The sequence below is a fragment of the Cryobacterium sp. Hh11 genome, from assembly GCF_004404045.1.
Taxonomy (GTDB): domain Bacteria; phylum Actinomycetota; class Actinomycetes; order Actinomycetales; family Microbacteriaceae; genus Cryobacterium; species Cryobacterium levicorallinum.
The window spans coordinates 25229-38589 of sequence record NZ_SOHF01000011.1; the positions used below are offsets into that span (position 1 = coordinate 25229).

Annotated in this window: 13 protein-coding genes; 5 read left to right on the forward strand and 8 right to left on the reverse strand. The window is 65.4% G+C overall.

Translation table 11 applies throughout. From position 1 onward, the window contains the following. Positions 1-26 precede the first annotated feature (26 nt). From E3T46_RS03800 to E3T46_RS03810, 3 genes are all read left to right on the forward strand, one after another. Positions 27-1148, forward strand: a complete 1122-nt coding sequence (locus E3T46_RS03800; RefSeq protein WP_134577529.1) for an aminotransferase class V-fold PLP-dependent enzyme — start codon at positions 27-29, stop codon at positions 1146-1148. Positions 1149-1365: 217 nt separating this feature from the next. Continuing rightward, positions 1366-2715: a PhoH family protein gene (locus E3T46_RS03805; RefSeq protein ID WP_134577530.1), complete on the forward strand. Its 1350-nt coding sequence runs from the start codon at positions 1366-1368 to the stop codon at positions 2713-2715. Between the two features lie 99 nt (positions 2716-2814). After that, complete coding sequence (locus E3T46_RS03810) at positions 2815-3339, forward strand: GNAT family protein (protein WP_134577531.1); 525 nt, start codon at positions 2815-2817, stop codon at positions 3337-3339. 188 nt (positions 3340-3527) lie between these two features. Here the strand turns inward: E3T46_RS03810 and E3T46_RS03815 are convergent, their stop codons facing one another. The 5 genes from E3T46_RS03815 to xseA form a co-directional block, all read right to left on the reverse strand. Beyond that, the gene (locus E3T46_RS03815) at positions 3528-4943 is read right to left on the reverse strand and encodes a class II fumarate hydratase (protein ID WP_134441552.1); all 1416 of its coding nucleotides are present in this window, start codon (positions 4941-4943) and stop codon (positions 3528-3530) included. Positions 4944-5006: 63 nt separating this feature from the next. After that, a complete protein-coding gene (locus E3T46_RS03820; RefSeq protein WP_134441550.1) occupies positions 5007-5657 on the reverse strand; it encodes a carbonic anhydrase in 651 nt (216 codons plus the stop codon). Then, complete coding sequence (locus E3T46_RS03825; RefSeq protein ID WP_166790167.1) at positions 5654-6307, reverse strand: DUF4245 domain-containing protein; 654 nt, start codon at positions 6305-6307, stop codon at positions 5654-5656. The genes E3T46_RS03820 and E3T46_RS03825 overlap by 4 nt, the downstream gene beginning before the upstream one ends. Then, complete coding sequence (locus E3T46_RS03830) at positions 6304-6570, reverse strand: exodeoxyribonuclease VII small subunit (protein ID WP_134577533.1); 267 nt, start codon at positions 6568-6570, stop codon at positions 6304-6306. Before E3T46_RS03830 ends, E3T46_RS03825 begins: the two co-directional genes overlap by 4 nt. Positions 6571-6575: 5 nt before the next feature. Then, positions 6576-7793 (reverse strand): exodeoxyribonuclease VII large subunit, encoded by a 1218-nt coding sequence (xseA, locus tag E3T46_RS03835; protein ID WP_134577534.1) that lies wholly within the window; start codon positions 7791-7793, stop codon positions 6576-6578. A gap of 132 nt (positions 7794-7925) precedes the next feature. Between xseA and E3T46_RS03840 the strand changes: the two genes are divergently transcribed. Further along, on the forward strand, positions 7926-8966 hold the full coding sequence (locus E3T46_RS03840) for a 4-hydroxy-3-methylbut-2-enyl diphosphate reductase (RefSeq protein ID WP_134577681.1): 1041 nt from the start codon (positions 7926-7928) through the stop codon (positions 8964-8966). A gap of 28 nt (positions 8967-8994) precedes the next feature. Here the strand turns inward: E3T46_RS03840 and E3T46_RS03845 are convergent, their stop codons facing one another. After that, a complete protein-coding gene (locus tag E3T46_RS03845; RefSeq protein WP_134577535.1) occupies positions 8995-9609 on the reverse strand; it encodes a DUF6264 family protein in 615 nt (204 codons plus the stop codon). Between the two features lie 38 nt (positions 9610-9647). Beyond that, a complete protein-coding gene (gene fbaA, locus E3T46_RS03850) occupies positions 9648-10673 on the reverse strand; it encodes a class II fructose-bisphosphate aldolase (protein ID WP_134577536.1) in 1026 nt (341 codons plus the stop codon). A gap of 207 nt (positions 10674-10880) precedes the next feature. Between fbaA and glpX the strand changes: the two genes are divergently transcribed. Next, positions 10881-11813, forward strand: coding sequence for a class II fructose-bisphosphatase (gene glpX / locus E3T46_RS03855; RefSeq protein ID WP_092450458.1), 933 nt, complete (start codon positions 10881-10883; stop codon positions 11811-11813). 122 nt (positions 11814-11935) lie between these two features. Here the strand turns inward: glpX and rmuC are convergent, their stop codons facing one another. Beyond that, positions 11936-13348, reverse strand: coding sequence for a DNA recombination protein RmuC (rmuC, locus tag E3T46_RS03860; RefSeq protein ID WP_134577537.1), 1413 nt, complete (start codon positions 13346-13348; stop codon positions 11936-11938). Positions 13349-13361 lie beyond the last annotated feature (13 nt).

The window sequence follows — 13361 nt, forward strand, 5'->3', positions numbered from 1 at the left end:
TTTGACAACCGATTGGAATTGCGCGCATGAATTCACTGCTCAGCTTCACCGACGGTTTTCGTGAGGAACCCGGCTACCTCGACTTCGGTCGGGTCGGCCCGCTCTCCGAGGCCGTGGTGGCTGAGACCCTCGGCCAGACCGAGGTATTGTCCCGCGCCCGCCACGGCAGCCTCGACCATCTGGTCGACCAGGATCTGCGTGCTCGCACCGCCGTGTCAGAGCTCACCGGCTTTGCCGCCGATCAGATCGTGCTGCAGCCCAACACGAGCTCCGGACTCATGCAGGCCATGTTTGGTCTCACCGGATCCGTGCTGCTCTCGGCCGGTGACTTTCCGAGCGTTCCGTTCGCCGCAGTGCGCGCCGCCGAAGCCCTGCACGTGGTGACTCCGCTCTGGTTGGAGACGGATCACGGCCGCGTCACCCCCGGACAGATTCGCGACCAGCTGACCCCGGCCGTCGCTGCCGTCGCCGTCTGCCTGGTCGATTCGCGCACCGGGTATCGCACCGACCTCGAGGGCATCCGCCAGGTCATCGGCGATCGCCTGCTCATCGTCGACGCGATTCAGGGCTTCGGCGTCGTCGATGCCGCCTATGAGGCAGCGGATGTCGTCGCTTCCGGTGGTCAGAAATGGACGCGGGCCGGCTGGGGCACCGGGTTTCTCGCCCTCAGCGAACGGGCACTCGAGCGCCTGGTGCCCGTGATTTCCGGTTACGTCGGTACCGACACGGACGATCCCTGGGACGAGGTCACCCCGCCCAGTCACGCTGCCCGAGCCTTTCGGGTGACCAACGGGGACGCCATCGCGCAGGCGCGGTTCGCTGCTGCGCTCGAGCAGAGTTTCGACGTCGGTGTCGACGTGATCCAGAAGGCTATGAACGAGAATGTGTCGGAGATCATCGAGCTGGTCGATGAGTTCGTCGTCGATATCGTGTCGCCGCGGGATGTCGTCTCACGGGCCGGCATCGTGGTCCTGGAGCCGCCAGCCGAACTCCTGACCACCCTGGTAGCCAACCTGCACAACCACGGAATCACCGCAACCACCCGCGGCCGGACCGTGCGACTGTGTGTGCACGCGGCCCTCGACCCCGACACGGTAACCATGCTGAGGGGTGCGCTCACGGCGTACGCACTCTCAGCAACCTACTAGGAGTCGGCGCCGGCGTACCCGTCGTCTGCCTCAACGTCAGGTGAACGACAAATTTCGGTGGGCGTGTCGGGTTTCTTTTTTCTCCCGTAGGTCGTAGCGTCGCTTTCATCAGGTACGGCACCTGATCGAGACGGCCATATAAGTACGGCTCGAGAATTGCTTGATGGCCAGCTCGCCAAAGTGATCCGCGTCCTCGTGACGCAGGGTGGGAGTGGCCATGACCGCTAATCGAACCGATCGCAAGGCGACTGACCGGGTGGAGACATCCGCTTCGCAAACCGAGCGCACCTACGTGCTGGACACCTCGGTGCTTCTGTCCGATCCGAAGGCGATTTTCCGGTTTGCCGAGCACGCCGTGGTGTTGCCCGTGGTGGTGATCAGCGAACTGGAGTCCAAGCGAAACGACCCGGAGATCGGCTATTTCGCCCGGCAGGCGCTGCGCAACCTTGACGAGTTGCGGCTCAAGCATGAGCGCCTGGACTTTCCAATTCCGGTCGGCGAGGGCGGCAGCCTGCGGGTGGAGTTGAACCATTCCAACATGTCGGTGCTGCCGTCTGGCCTGCAGCTGGGTGACAACGACTCGCGCATTCTGGCTGTGGCGCTCAACCTCGCCAATGAAGGAATGGCCGTGACGGTCGTCTCCAAAGACCTGCCGCTGCGCGTGAAGGCCGCGTCGCTCGGCCTCGCCGCTGACGAGTACCGGCACGAACTCGCCGTTGATTCCGGATGGACCGGCATGGACGAGATCACCCTCAGCGCCGAGCAGATGAGCGTGCTCTACGACAAGGAAACGCTCGATTCGCGCACGGTGCAGGACATGCCGATCAACACCGGGCTGGTCATACACTCCGATCGGGGCTCTGCTCTCGGCCGGGTGACCAGCCGAGGCACGCTCAAGCTGGTGCGCGGCGACCGGGACGTCTTTGGGCTGCACGGACGGTCGGCGGAGCAGCGACTCGCCATTGACCTGCTGCTCGACCCGGAGATCGGCATTCTGTCGCTGGGAGGTCGAGCCGGAACGGGGAAGTCGGCGCTCGCCCTGTGCGCCGGTCTGGAAGCGGTACTGGAGCGTCAGCAGTACCGCAAGATCATGGTCTTCCGGCCGTTGTATGCGGTCGGCGGCCAGGACCTCGGCTTTCTGCCGGGGGACCAGGGCGAGAAAATGGGGCCCTGGGCGCAAGCGGTATTCGACACCCTCGGCGCGATCGTGTCGGAGAACGTGGTCGAGGAGGTGATCGAGCGCGGCATCCTCGAGGTACTCCCGCTCACTCACATTCGCGGCCGGTCCCTGCACGACGCCTTCGTGATCGTCGACGAAGCGCAGTCCCTCGAACGCAACGTGCTGCTGACCGTGCTGAGCCGCATCGGTCAGAACTCGCGCGTTGTACTCACCCACGACGTCGCCCAGCGCGACAATTTGCGGGTCGGCCGCTTCGACGGCGTGGCCAGCGTGATTGAAACGCTGAAGGGGCATCCGCTGTTCGCGCACATGACCCTGACCCGGTCGGAGCGCAGCGCGATCGCGGCGCTCGTGACCGAGATGCTGGAGGGCAACGAGGTCATGTAGTTTCGGCGGGGGAGTGGATGTCTGTGGTCGCTGGTCGCCGTTGGCGGCAGCCCACGCGGCAGGTCGTTTGATTTGCGGCTCATGTGGGAGCATTCTGTGATGCCTGCTACTACTCGACTCATTTCCGCCGATGATGCGGAGCGCCTTGCCGTCCTCCAGCGAACTGGTCGGATCTTCTTCGCTCCGTGGGAACCAGTGCGCCAGGATCCCTACTTCACGGTCGCAGGTCAGCAGGCAGAGGTCGAAAATGTTCTCGCTCGGCACAGCCGAGGCGAGGCTCTGCCACACGTGATTCTCGACGAGGACGCCCAGGTCGTGGGTCGGATCACGTTCAGCGGGATCACCTATGGGGCATTTCAGGCGTGCAACATGGGTTACTGGGTCGCTGAAGAGAACAACGGACGCGGCTACGCCACTGACGCAGTTCGAGCAATGACCACGCGGGCATTCGAAGAGTTGGGGCTGCACAGGGTGCAAGCCGAGACGCTGATTCCGAACGTGCGCTCCCAACGGGTGCTTCAACGTGTGGGCTTCGTGCGTTATGGATTGGCGCCCGCATACCTCAAAATAGCGGGCCGGTGGCAAGACCATCTCATGTATCAGCTGTTGGCCGATCCCCGCTGAACGTGAACTCCGCCCTGATCCCGATGCGTCCCGCAGGGGATTCCCGTATCGGGACGACAGCGACGATCGTTCTATTGGTGGCGGTGAAGAAAGTGAGTCGCGATGCCCGCGGCGTGAGCGGTTAAGGACAGCGAGTGTTGCCGATAACGCCTGAGGCGCATCGGCAACACTCGCTGTCGGTCGTGCGGTTACTTCTTTTGCGGGGGGCGCGTCATGCTCAGCACGTCGAGCGCGGTGTCGAGCTCGGCGAGCGTGAGGTCGCCGCGTTCGACGTGGCCGAGCGCGATGACAGACTCACGCACGGTGAGGCCCTCGGCGACAGCCTTCTTGGCCACCTTGGCTGCGGCTTCGTAGCCGATGACGCGGTTGAGCGGCGTTACGATCGACGGCGACTTCTCGGCCAGGGCGCGGGCGTGCTCAAGGTTGGCTTCGAGGCCGTCGACGGTCTTGTCGGCGAGTACCCGGGTGGCGTTGGTGAGCAGGCGGATCGACTCCAGCAGGGCGGTTCCCATCACCGGGATTCCGACGTTGAGCTCGAACGAGCCCGACGCACCGGACCAGGCGATCGTGGCATCGTTGCCGATGACGCGTGAGCAGACCATGAGCACGGCCTCGGGGATAACCGGGTTGACCTTGCCGGGCATGATCGACGAGCCGGGCTGCAGATCGGGGATATTGATCTCGCCGAAACCCGTGTTTGGGCCGGAGCCCATCCAGCGCAGGTCGTTGCAGATCTTGGTAAGCGAAACGGCGATGGTGCGCAATGCCCCGGATGCGTCGACGAGGCCGTCGCGGTTGGCCTGGGCTTCGAAGTGGTCGCGTGCCTCGGTGATCGGCAGTTCGGTTTCCTGCACCAGCAACTCGATGACCAGCTGCGGAAAGCCATAGGGCGTGTTGATGCCGGTGCCGACCGCGGTGCCGCCGAGCGGAACCTCGGCGATGCGGGGCAGGGCGGTGCGGATGCGCTCGATGCCGAGGCGCATCTGGCGGGCGTAGCCGCCGAATTCCTGGCCGAGGGTGACCGGCGTGGCATCCATCAGGTGGGTGCGGCCGGCCTTGACGGCCTCTTTCCACAGTTCGGCCTTGGCCTCGAAGGAGACGGCGAGGTGGTCGAGCGAGGGGATGAGCTCGTCGATCAGGGCGCTCGTGACGGCGATGTGCACCGAGGTCGGAAACACGTCGTTGGAGGACTGGCTCGCGTTGACGTGGTCATTCGGGTGCACCGAACGGCCGAGCGCGCGGGTCGCCAAGGTCGCGATGACCTCGTTCATGTTCATATTCGAGGAGGTGCCGCTGCCGGTCTGATATACATCGATCGGAAACTCGGAGTCGAACTGCCCGGTGATGACCTCGTCAGCGGCCGAGGCGATCGCGTCGGCGATGTCCGCATCGAGCACGCCGAGCTGAGCGTTGGCGAGAGCCGCCGACTTCTTAATGCGGGCGAGAGCCGCGATCTGCGCGGACTCAAGTGTGGAGCCGGAGATCGGAAAATTCTCGACCGCGCGCTGGGTTTGGGCACCGTAGAGAGCGTCCGTCGGAACGCGGACCTCACCCATCGTGTCGTGTTCGATCCGGTAGCCGGTTTGTGCGGAGGTGTCCACCACTGTGTGCGTTCCCTTTCGGTGCTGTATGAGAGTCGTGCTGTGCGCAACGGGTGCGCCGGTGAGCTAAATATCGCCCACCACGATGTTGGGGTCGGCGTGCCCTTCGAAAAGAACGTAGTTCGCACCGACGATAGCCAATGTACCGGCTGCGATGGCCGCGCTGATCACCTCGGACTGTTCGAGCAGTTCGGTGACCGTGTCCTTGAGGTGTTCCCGGCCGACCTGGCCGGCGTCGACCCGGGCCGGGTCCAGCTGAGTGGATGCCGCCTGCCCGCTGACCCGACGCACGGCCGGCACGATCTTCTCGATAATGCTCGCGATATGCACGGGCAAAGCCGGGGCATCCGCTGTCTGAGAATCGATCGCAGCACGTACCGCTCCGCACTCGTCGTGGCCGAGCACGAGAATGAGCGGAACGCGCAGCACGGCGACCGCGTATTCCAGCGAACCGAGCACGGACGACGAGATGACCTGGCCGGCGTTGCGCACGACGAAGAGGTCGCCGAGCCCCTGGTCGAAGATGATCTCGGCGGCGAGCCGGGAGTCGCTGCAGCCAAACAGTGCAGCGTGCGGTGTCTGCGCTCCGACGAGTTCGGCCCGCCGGTCAACGTCCTCGCGGTGCCGGGGGGTGCCGGCGACAAAGCGCGCATTGCCCTCGCATAGTTCGTTCCAGGCCTGCGCCGGAGAAGGGACGGCCGTCGATGACCGGTTCATTCTGCTCCATTTTGTGCGATGTTGGCGACCAGCGCGGTGGCGAGGGTCTCGAAGTCGTCGGTGGGCGCCGTTCCGATCAGCAGATAGGTGCTCGGGCCGGCTGTTGTCACGAGCGCGTAGTCGAAATTTCCCCGGTCAGCGGCCGGCGCGCTGTTGCGATAGACGTCCCAGGTGACGCCAGAGATACTGACCGTGTCGACGACGGGGGAGCCGGGCAGCTTTTGGGCCAGCCAGGTGGGGTTGGCGTCGAAGGCCTGGTTGAAGCCGATGAACTGGTTTTCGGGCGTGATCAGGCCGATGTACCAGGACGGAACCTGGTCGTTCGCTCCGGCCCGCCACTCGGCGTCGTTGGCGCTCCAGCCGTCTGGCAGCTCCGGGCTGGCCAGGGTGTGGTCGACGACCGGAGCCAGCTGGGCGGCGATGCTGGGATAGTCGGCGTCGCGGGTGATCGGATTATCGTTGCGCGGCACCAGCAACACGAGCACGAGCACGGCTCCCACCGTCACCAGCAGCGACAGCACGAGGTTGTTCACGGTCTTGTGCGACCGGTACTTGCGCGAATTCTCGGCGAGGCGATCGGCGGTCTCCTGCGGAGTCTCCGGTCGGCCGAGTTCGGCGACGACGCGCGGCGGCTTGGGGGCGCGGCTCATCTGGTGGGTGTGGCGTCTTCGGAAGGTGTGGTGGCGGCCAGGCGGGCCGCGTCGAGGCGGGCCGCGTCGAGGCGGGCCTTGGCACCGATCAGCCATTCCTCGCAGCGACGGGCCAGAGCTTCGCCGCGTTCCCACAGCGCGAGCGACTGCTCCAGGGTGCTCGACCCCTGTTCGAGTTCGTTGACGACGCGAATGAGCTCGTCGCGGGCCTGTTCGTAGCTGAGTTCACTGATGGTGGGGGCAGGCGAGGTCATGGCATCCATTCTAATTATTTCGGCGCGGCGGCGTTTGTGGTGACGGGCACGGTGCCATTAGCCAGGGTGAGCAGCAGCTCGGTGCCCTCGGGGGCATCCTCGGCTCGGCGCAGCACGTGGCCGCCCGGCAGCTGGGCGATCGCATAGCCGCGATCCAGGGTGCCCTGCGGCGAGAGCGCGCGCAGCCGTGAGCGCAGGTCGACGACGACGCTGCCGGCGCGCTCCAGAACGCGCCCCGTCAACTCAGCGCCGCGGGCGACGTAGCGGGTGAGGTCTTCGCTGCGGGAATCGATGATCCAGCGCGGGTCGACGAGCGCCGGGCGGCTGCGCAGCTGAGAGATTCGGTCGATCTCCGACGAGAGGATGCCGGTGAGCCGGCTGCTGAGGCGTGCCCGGGCCTGCTGCACCCGGTTCAGTTCGTCGCTGACGTCGGGAACGACGCGCTTGGCGGCATCCGTTGGTGTGGACGCTCGCAGGTCGGCCACCTCGTCGAGCAGCGGCCGGTCGGCCTCATGCCCGATCGCGCTGACCAGCGGCGTCACGCAGGCTGCCGCGGCGCGCACGAGACTCTCGTCGCTGAAGGTGAGCAGGTTTTGAAAGTCACCGCCGCCGCGGGCGACGATGATGACATCGACCTCCGGGTCGGCGTCGAGGCGTTGGATGGCGCTCGTGACCTCGCCGACGGCACGGTCTCCCTGCACGGCGGCGTGCGCAACCCGAAAGTTCACGGCCGGCCAGCGCAATTGCGCGTTGCGAATGACGTCCTTCTCGGCGTCGGAGTCCTTGCCGGTCACGAGGCCGATGCAGTGCGGCAGAAACGGCAGACGCTTCTTGTGGGAGGCATCGAACAGCCCCTCGCTCGCGAGCTGCTTGCGCAGCCGTTCGAGCCGTTCCAGCAGGTCGCCGAGCCCGACGTGACGCATTTCAAAGGCCTGCATGGTGAGCGTGCCGCCCTTGACCCAGAAGTTGGGTTTGACCAGTGCGACGACGCGGTCGCCGGCCTTGAAATCAGCGGTCAGTTTGGCCCGCACCGAGGACCAGATTGTGAAACTCACGGTGGCGTCTTCGGTGAGGTCTTTGAGCTTGCCGTAGACGTTGCCGCCGCTGGCACCCCACTGGGTGATTTCCCCCTCGACCCAGACCATGCCGAGGCGCTCGATGTAGCCGCGAATCTTGCCCGAGAGCAGGGCGACCGGCCACGGCGTTTCGACTGTGGCGGGGGCATCCGTCATGCGGCTGTCCTTGGCGTTGCGCTGGCGTGGGGCACAGGCTGGTCCTCCCAGAGTTCTTCGGTCGTGCGTGCGTAGACTGAGGCGGTGAATACAGCGCAAACGAAGAGCACTCCGCCCGTTATCGGCTTGGGCATGCCACGCATTCCAAGCGCCCGCAACAGGCTCAAGGATACCCCGGTGGTCGGACACAAGCGGGTGCTGCTCGCCGCCCCCCGCGGCTACTGCGCCGGAGTCGACCGTGCGGTCATCGCCGTCGAGAAGGCGCTTACGCACTACGGCGCGCCGGTGTACGTGCGCAAGCAGATCGTGCACAACATTCACGTGGTCTCCGAACTCGAAAATCTCGGTGCCATCTTTGTGGACGAGGTCGACGAGGTTCCACGCGGCGCGCACATCGTGTTCAGCGCGCACGGCGTCTCTCCGGCCGTCGTCAACGCCGCCGCCGAGCGCGGCCTGCAGGCCATCGACGCCACCTGCCCGCTCGTGACCAAGGTGCACCGCGAAGCTGTGCGCTTCGCCCGTGACGACTTTCAGATTCTGCTGATCGGCCACGAAGGCCATGAAGAGGTCGAGGGCACCGCCGGTGAGGCGCCGGAGCACACAACGCTCGTCGGCAGCCCGGATGCCGCCGACACGGTCGTCGTGCGCGATCCCGACAAGGTGGTCTGGCTGTCGCAGACCACGCTGAGCGTCGACGAGACCATGGAAACTGTGCGCCGGCTGCGGGCACGGTTTCCGAACCTGCAGGATCCGCCGAGCGACGACATTTGCTACGCCACTCAGAACCGTCAGGTCGCCATTAAGAAGGTCGCCCGCGACTCCGACCTGGTGATTGTGGTCGGCTCAGCCAATTCGTCCAACTCCGTGCGCCTCGTCGAGGTGGCGCTGGAATACGGCGCGAAGGCCGCCTACCGCGTGGACTTCGCGAGCGAGGTCAAACAGGAGTGGCTCGACAACGCGACGACCGTGGGGGTGACGAGCGGGGCATCCGTTCCCGAAGAACTGGTCGAAGAGCTGCTCGAGGCCCTCGCTGATGCCGGCTATGCCGACGTTCAGCAGGTCAAGACCGCCGAAGAAGACCTGGTCTTCTCGCTTCCCAAGGAGCTGCGCACCAACGTCTCCGGCGAAACGGATGCCCGTGCCTTCGGCGGTCGCTCCGCCCCCGCCGAGTAGACGGCCGGGGCGGTTCAGCCGCTGAAAGCTACTGGCGGCTGAGGAACTCGATCAGGGTCGGGTCATTCAGCATGGCGGCGAGCATGAAGGCGAACATCGTCACGGTCGACACTGCGCCGGCGATCAGCGACACGTAGAACGCACGGCGGCGCCGCAGCAGCAGACGCACCGACACCGCGGCAGCGGCGAGCCAGATAAACACCACCGCAATGGCTCCGACCGAGGTCAACGGGCCAATGCTGGCACCCGAAGTGTAGGTGCCCAGGCCCTGCTGCGTGTAGATGAGCTGCATGGCATCGGGGAGTGCGCCGAGCGAAAACGCGCCATACAGGGTGGCCAAAAGACCGACGGTCAGTAGCCCGATAGTCAGCGGCCGGTCCCAGCGGGGTACGGTGCGCGAGGAGGGCTGGTGCGGCTGCCCCGTCGGGAACGGCTGACCCGTCTGCAACGGGGGTGCCGGCACGGCGGGCGGCTGCGCGGTCGGGTGCACGGCTGCTCCCGCCCCAACGGTGGGGGCGGGAGCGTCAACCCGGTCCTGGTCCTGCGGAGGTTGCCAGGTCCAGCCCTCAGGGGCGAGTTCGCCGAACTGGGGGCGGGGACGAGGGTCCTTCGCGGGGGGAATGGAGTCCGGATTCTCTGTCATGGTTTAACCGCTGTCATGGTCTAACTGCTGTCAGTGCTCTAACTGTTTGAGTGCCCGGCGGAGCCGAGCTGGCGGGTGGCATCGACGACGCGAGCGGCCATGGCCGACTCGGCCACCTTGCCCCACGCGCGCGGGTCGTAAACCTTCTTGTTGCCGACCTCGCCGTCGACCTTGATCACGCTGTCGTAGTTCTTGAGCATGTAGTCGGCGATCGAGCGGGTGAAGGCGTACTGCGTGTCGGTGTCGATGTTCATCTTCACGACGCCGTTGGCGACGGCTTCGGCGATTTCGGCATCCGTTGAGCCCGAGCCGCCGTGAAAGACGAGGTCCAGCGGAAGGGCAGCGAGGCCGAACTTGGCCGAGAGGCCGGACTGGATCTCCTGGAGCAGTTCCGGACGCAGCTTGACGTTGCCGGGCTTGTAGACGCCGTGCACGTTGCCGAAGGTCAGCGCGGCCATATAGCGGCCCTGCTCGCCCAGGCCGAGAGCCTCGACCATTTTGATCGCGTCGTCGAGCGTCGTGTACAGGTTCTCGTTGACGTCGGCCTGAACGCCGTCTTCTTCGCCGCCGACGGCGCCGATCTCAACCTCGAGAATGGCGTTGATGGCGCGGGTGCGCTTGAGAATGTCGGTGGCGATCTCAAGGTTCGCGTCGAGGGCAATGGCCGAACCATCCCACATGTGCGACTGGAAGATGGGGTGGCCACCGTCGGCCACCGCCGACTCCGAGGCTTGGATCAGCGGAATGACGAAGTCGTCGAGTGCACCCTTGGGGCAATGGTCAGTGTGCAGCGCCACCGTGATGGGGTAGTTGTCGGCGACCGCGTGCGCGAAACGTGCGAAGGCGAGAGCGCCGGAGGCCCGGTTCTTCACGGTGTGGCCGGCAAAGTAGTCGGCGCCTCCCGTGGTGACCTGGATGATGCCGTCAGATCCGGCCTCGGTGAGGCCCTGAAGTACGGCGTTGATGCTCTGCGACGAAGACACGTTGAATGCCGGGTAAGCGAACCCGCCCGTCTTCGCTTTGTCGAGCATTTCGGCGTACTGGTCCGGGGTTGCGATGGGCATTGCGTCTCCTCGAAAGTGTGCGGGGGTGTGAACCGAGTCTAGCCACGCCCGACCCCGGTGTTCGGTCGCGATAAGGTGACTCGGGCGGACACTCCGCGCGACCCGCCGCGCATCCGTCGTAATCGAAGTCGAACTTACGTCCGGGAGGACCTTTTGAACAGCACTGAGACCGCCACCCTGTTTCAACACCCCGACCGTAACCTCGCCATGGAGCTCGTGCGCGCCACCGAGGCCGCCGCCATCCGCGCCGTGCCGTTCATCGGCCGCGGCGACAAGAACGCCGCCGACAAGGCCGCCGTCGACGCCATGCGCGCCTTCCTTGGCACCGTCAATTTCGATGGCCTCATTGTCATCGGCGAGGGCGAAAAAGACGAAGCCCCCATGCTCTTCAACGGTGAGCACGTCGGCAACGGCCGTGGCCCCGCCTGCGACATCGCCGTGGACCCGATCGACGGAACCAGCCTCACCGCCGCCGGCCGTCAGAACGCCGTCTCCGTCATCGCCGTGTCTGACCGCGGCACCATGCTCGACGCCTCGTCGATTTTCTACATGGACAAAATCGTTACCGGTGGCGCCGGACGTGGCGTAGTCAGCCTCGACCAGTCCATCGGCGACAACCTTCGCGACCTTGCCCAAGCACTGAAGAAGCCGGTCGGTGAACTGACGGTGGCCGTGCTCGACCGTCCGCGCCATGCTGGCCTGATCGACGCCATCCGCACTGCCGGTGCCGGCACGCGCCTCATGCTCGACGGCGATGTGGCCGGCGGCATCAATGCTGCTCGCTACGAGACTCGCATCGATATGTGCGTCGGCATCGGCGGTAGCCCGGAGGGCATCACGACGGCGTGCGCGCTCAAGGCCCTCGACGGCTACATGCAGGGGCGCCTCGCCCCGAAGGACGACGCCGAACGTGCCCGTGGCGTCGCGGCCGGGCTCGACATCGACAAGCTGCTTGAGATCGACGACATGGTCAGCGGCGACAACACGTTCTTCGTGGCGACCGGCGTCACCGATGGCGGACTCGTCGACGGCGTGCGTCGCAAGGGCCCGATGATCCGCACCGAGAGCATCGTGCTGCGCTCCCGTTCGGGCACGGCCCGTCGCGTCATCGCGGAGCACCTCGCGGCGAAATGGCTGTAGTCGCCTCGCACTAGGTCTTCACACAATTGCACGTCTCGGGTCTGTCCATTCAGGCTCGGGGCGTGCTTCTTGTTGTGCCGCCTGCGGTTATTTACCCGCGCAGGTCGGATTCGCGAAGCGTCTCATGCTGGATCGTCTAATCCGTACAGGCGAACTTTGATGGCGCTGTGCTGAGCCTCGTTCAATTCGGCACCGTCCAGGTCAACGGGAAGATCCAGCGTGTCGAGTTCTTCGGCCGGCGTCTCCAACTCGGGCGCGGTTAGTTTGCGCGGTGAATCATGAATGATGGCTGGTTCGGTGAGCAGCCCGATCTTGGTCTGGTCGATTCCCGGAAACTGCCGCGCGGTCACGAGCACGCGGGATTCGAGCGAGTTGGCGAACTTGTTGTAGCTGTCCACCGTGCGTTCGAGCGCCTTGCGCAGTGACTCCGCGTGGCCGGACAGCGCACCGAGCCGCTGATAGAGGGCGTTGCCGAGGTCGAACAGTTTCTGGGCCTCGTCGGTGACCGCTTGCTGCTGCCAGGTGAACGCCACGGTCTTGAGCACGGCCCACAGGTTCACCGGTGACGCCAGGGCGACTCGTTTACTGAACGAGTAGTCGAGGATCGACGGATCGGCTTCGAGTGCTGCCGACAGCAGGGATTCGCTCGGGATGAAGGCAATCACGAACTCCGGACTGGCATCGAAACCTTCCCAGTAGGTCTTCTTGGCCAGAGCGTCGATGTGGGCCCGTACGGCCTTTACGTGCTTGTCGATCAGCAGCTTACGGCGGGCGCCCTCCTCACCGGTGGCCGTGAACGGAATGGTGCTCGCCTCGATGTAGTGCTCAAGCGGAACCTTGGCATCGATGGCGATCGACTTGTTCCCGGGCAGGCGAACGACCATGTCCGGTCGGCCGAGCCCGGCATCCGTCGTGATATTGGTCTGCGTGTTGAAATCGACATACTGGGCTAGTCCGGCCGCTTCGACCACGCGTCGCAGCTGCGTCTCGCCCCAGACACCGCGGGTGCTGTTGGAGCGCAGGGCACTCGCGAGCGATTCGGTGGTCACCCGCAGCTGCTGGTCGGAGATCTGCGCCTGCTTGAGCTGCTCCGACAGCGATCCATATTGTTCGCTGCGTTGCGTTTCGAGCTCGGTGACCTTCTCCTGCATAGTGCGCAGGGTCTCGCGCACCGGGCTGAGGGCTTCGAGCACGAGGTGCTCGCGTTTTTCCCGCTCGGACTGCAACTGCTGGTCAGACCGTGCCCGTTCCGCAGCCTCACGCGTCGACGCCCGGTCGTGATCGATCTGCGAACTGAGCCCGTCAACGGTCGCGAGGGCGGCAGACAGCTCGCTCTGCAGCGCCGCGCGCACGGTCGCCTCGCTGGCTCGCGCCTCGGCGAGGGCGACCTGGTGGCGGGCCTGGAGAACGTCGGGGTCGATCGAGCCTTCAGTCTCGCTGTTGCTGCGGCGACGTTGCACCAACACCAGGGTCAGCAGGGCGCCCAACGCGGCGCCGATGACGAGACCGACGATCAAACTCAGCAGTGGTTCCATGCTTGAAGTTTGC

What these genes read in the sequence shown, in the direction of transcription:
- E3T46_RS03800 (WP_134577529.1), top strand. Translation starts at nt 27, where the DNA reads ATGAATTCACTGCTCAGCTTCACCGACGGTTTTCGTGAGGAACCCGGC.
- E3T46_RS03805 (WP_134577530.1), top strand. Translation starts at nt 1,366, where the DNA reads ATGACCGCTAATCGAACCGATCGCAAGGCGACTGACCGGGTGGAGACA.
- E3T46_RS03810 (WP_134577531.1), top strand. Translation starts at nt 2,815, where the DNA reads ATGCCTGCTACTACTCGACTCATTTCCGCCGATGATGCGGAGCGCCTT.
- E3T46_RS03820 (WP_134441550.1), bottom strand. Translation starts at nt 5,657, where the DNA reads ATGAACCGGTCATCGACGGCCGTCCCTTCTCCGGCGCAGGCCTGGAAC.
- E3T46_RS03825 (WP_166790167.1), bottom strand. Translation starts at nt 6,307, where the DNA reads ATGAGCCGCGCCCCCAAGCCGCCGCGCGTCGTCGCCGAACTCGGCCGA.
- E3T46_RS03830 (WP_134577533.1), bottom strand. Translation starts at nt 6,570, where the DNA reads ATGGATGCCATGACCTCGCCTGCCCCCACCATCAGTGAACTCAGCTAC.
- xseA (WP_134577534.1), bottom strand. Translation starts at nt 7,793, where the DNA reads ATGACGGATGCCCCCGCCACAGTCGAAACGCCGTGGCCGGTCGCCCTG.
- E3T46_RS03840 (WP_134577681.1), top strand. Translation starts at nt 7,926, where the DNA reads ATGCCACGCATTCCAAGCGCCCGCAACAGGCTCAAGGATACCCCGGTG.
- E3T46_RS03845 (WP_134577535.1), bottom strand. Translation starts at nt 9,609, where the DNA reads ATGACAGAGAATCCGGACTCCATTCCCCCCGCGAAGGACCCTCGTCCC.
- fbaA (WP_134577536.1), bottom strand. Translation starts at nt 10,673, where the DNA reads ATGCCCATCGCAACCCCGGACCAGTACGCCGAAATGCTCGACAAAGCG.
- glpX (WP_092450458.1), top strand. Translation starts at nt 10,881, where the DNA reads ATGGAGCTCGTGCGCGCCACCGAGGCCGCCGCCATCCGCGCCGTGCCG.
- rmuC (WP_134577537.1), bottom strand. Translation starts at nt 13,348, where the DNA reads ATGGAACCACTGCTGAGTTTGATCGTCGGTCTCGTCATCGGCGCCGCG.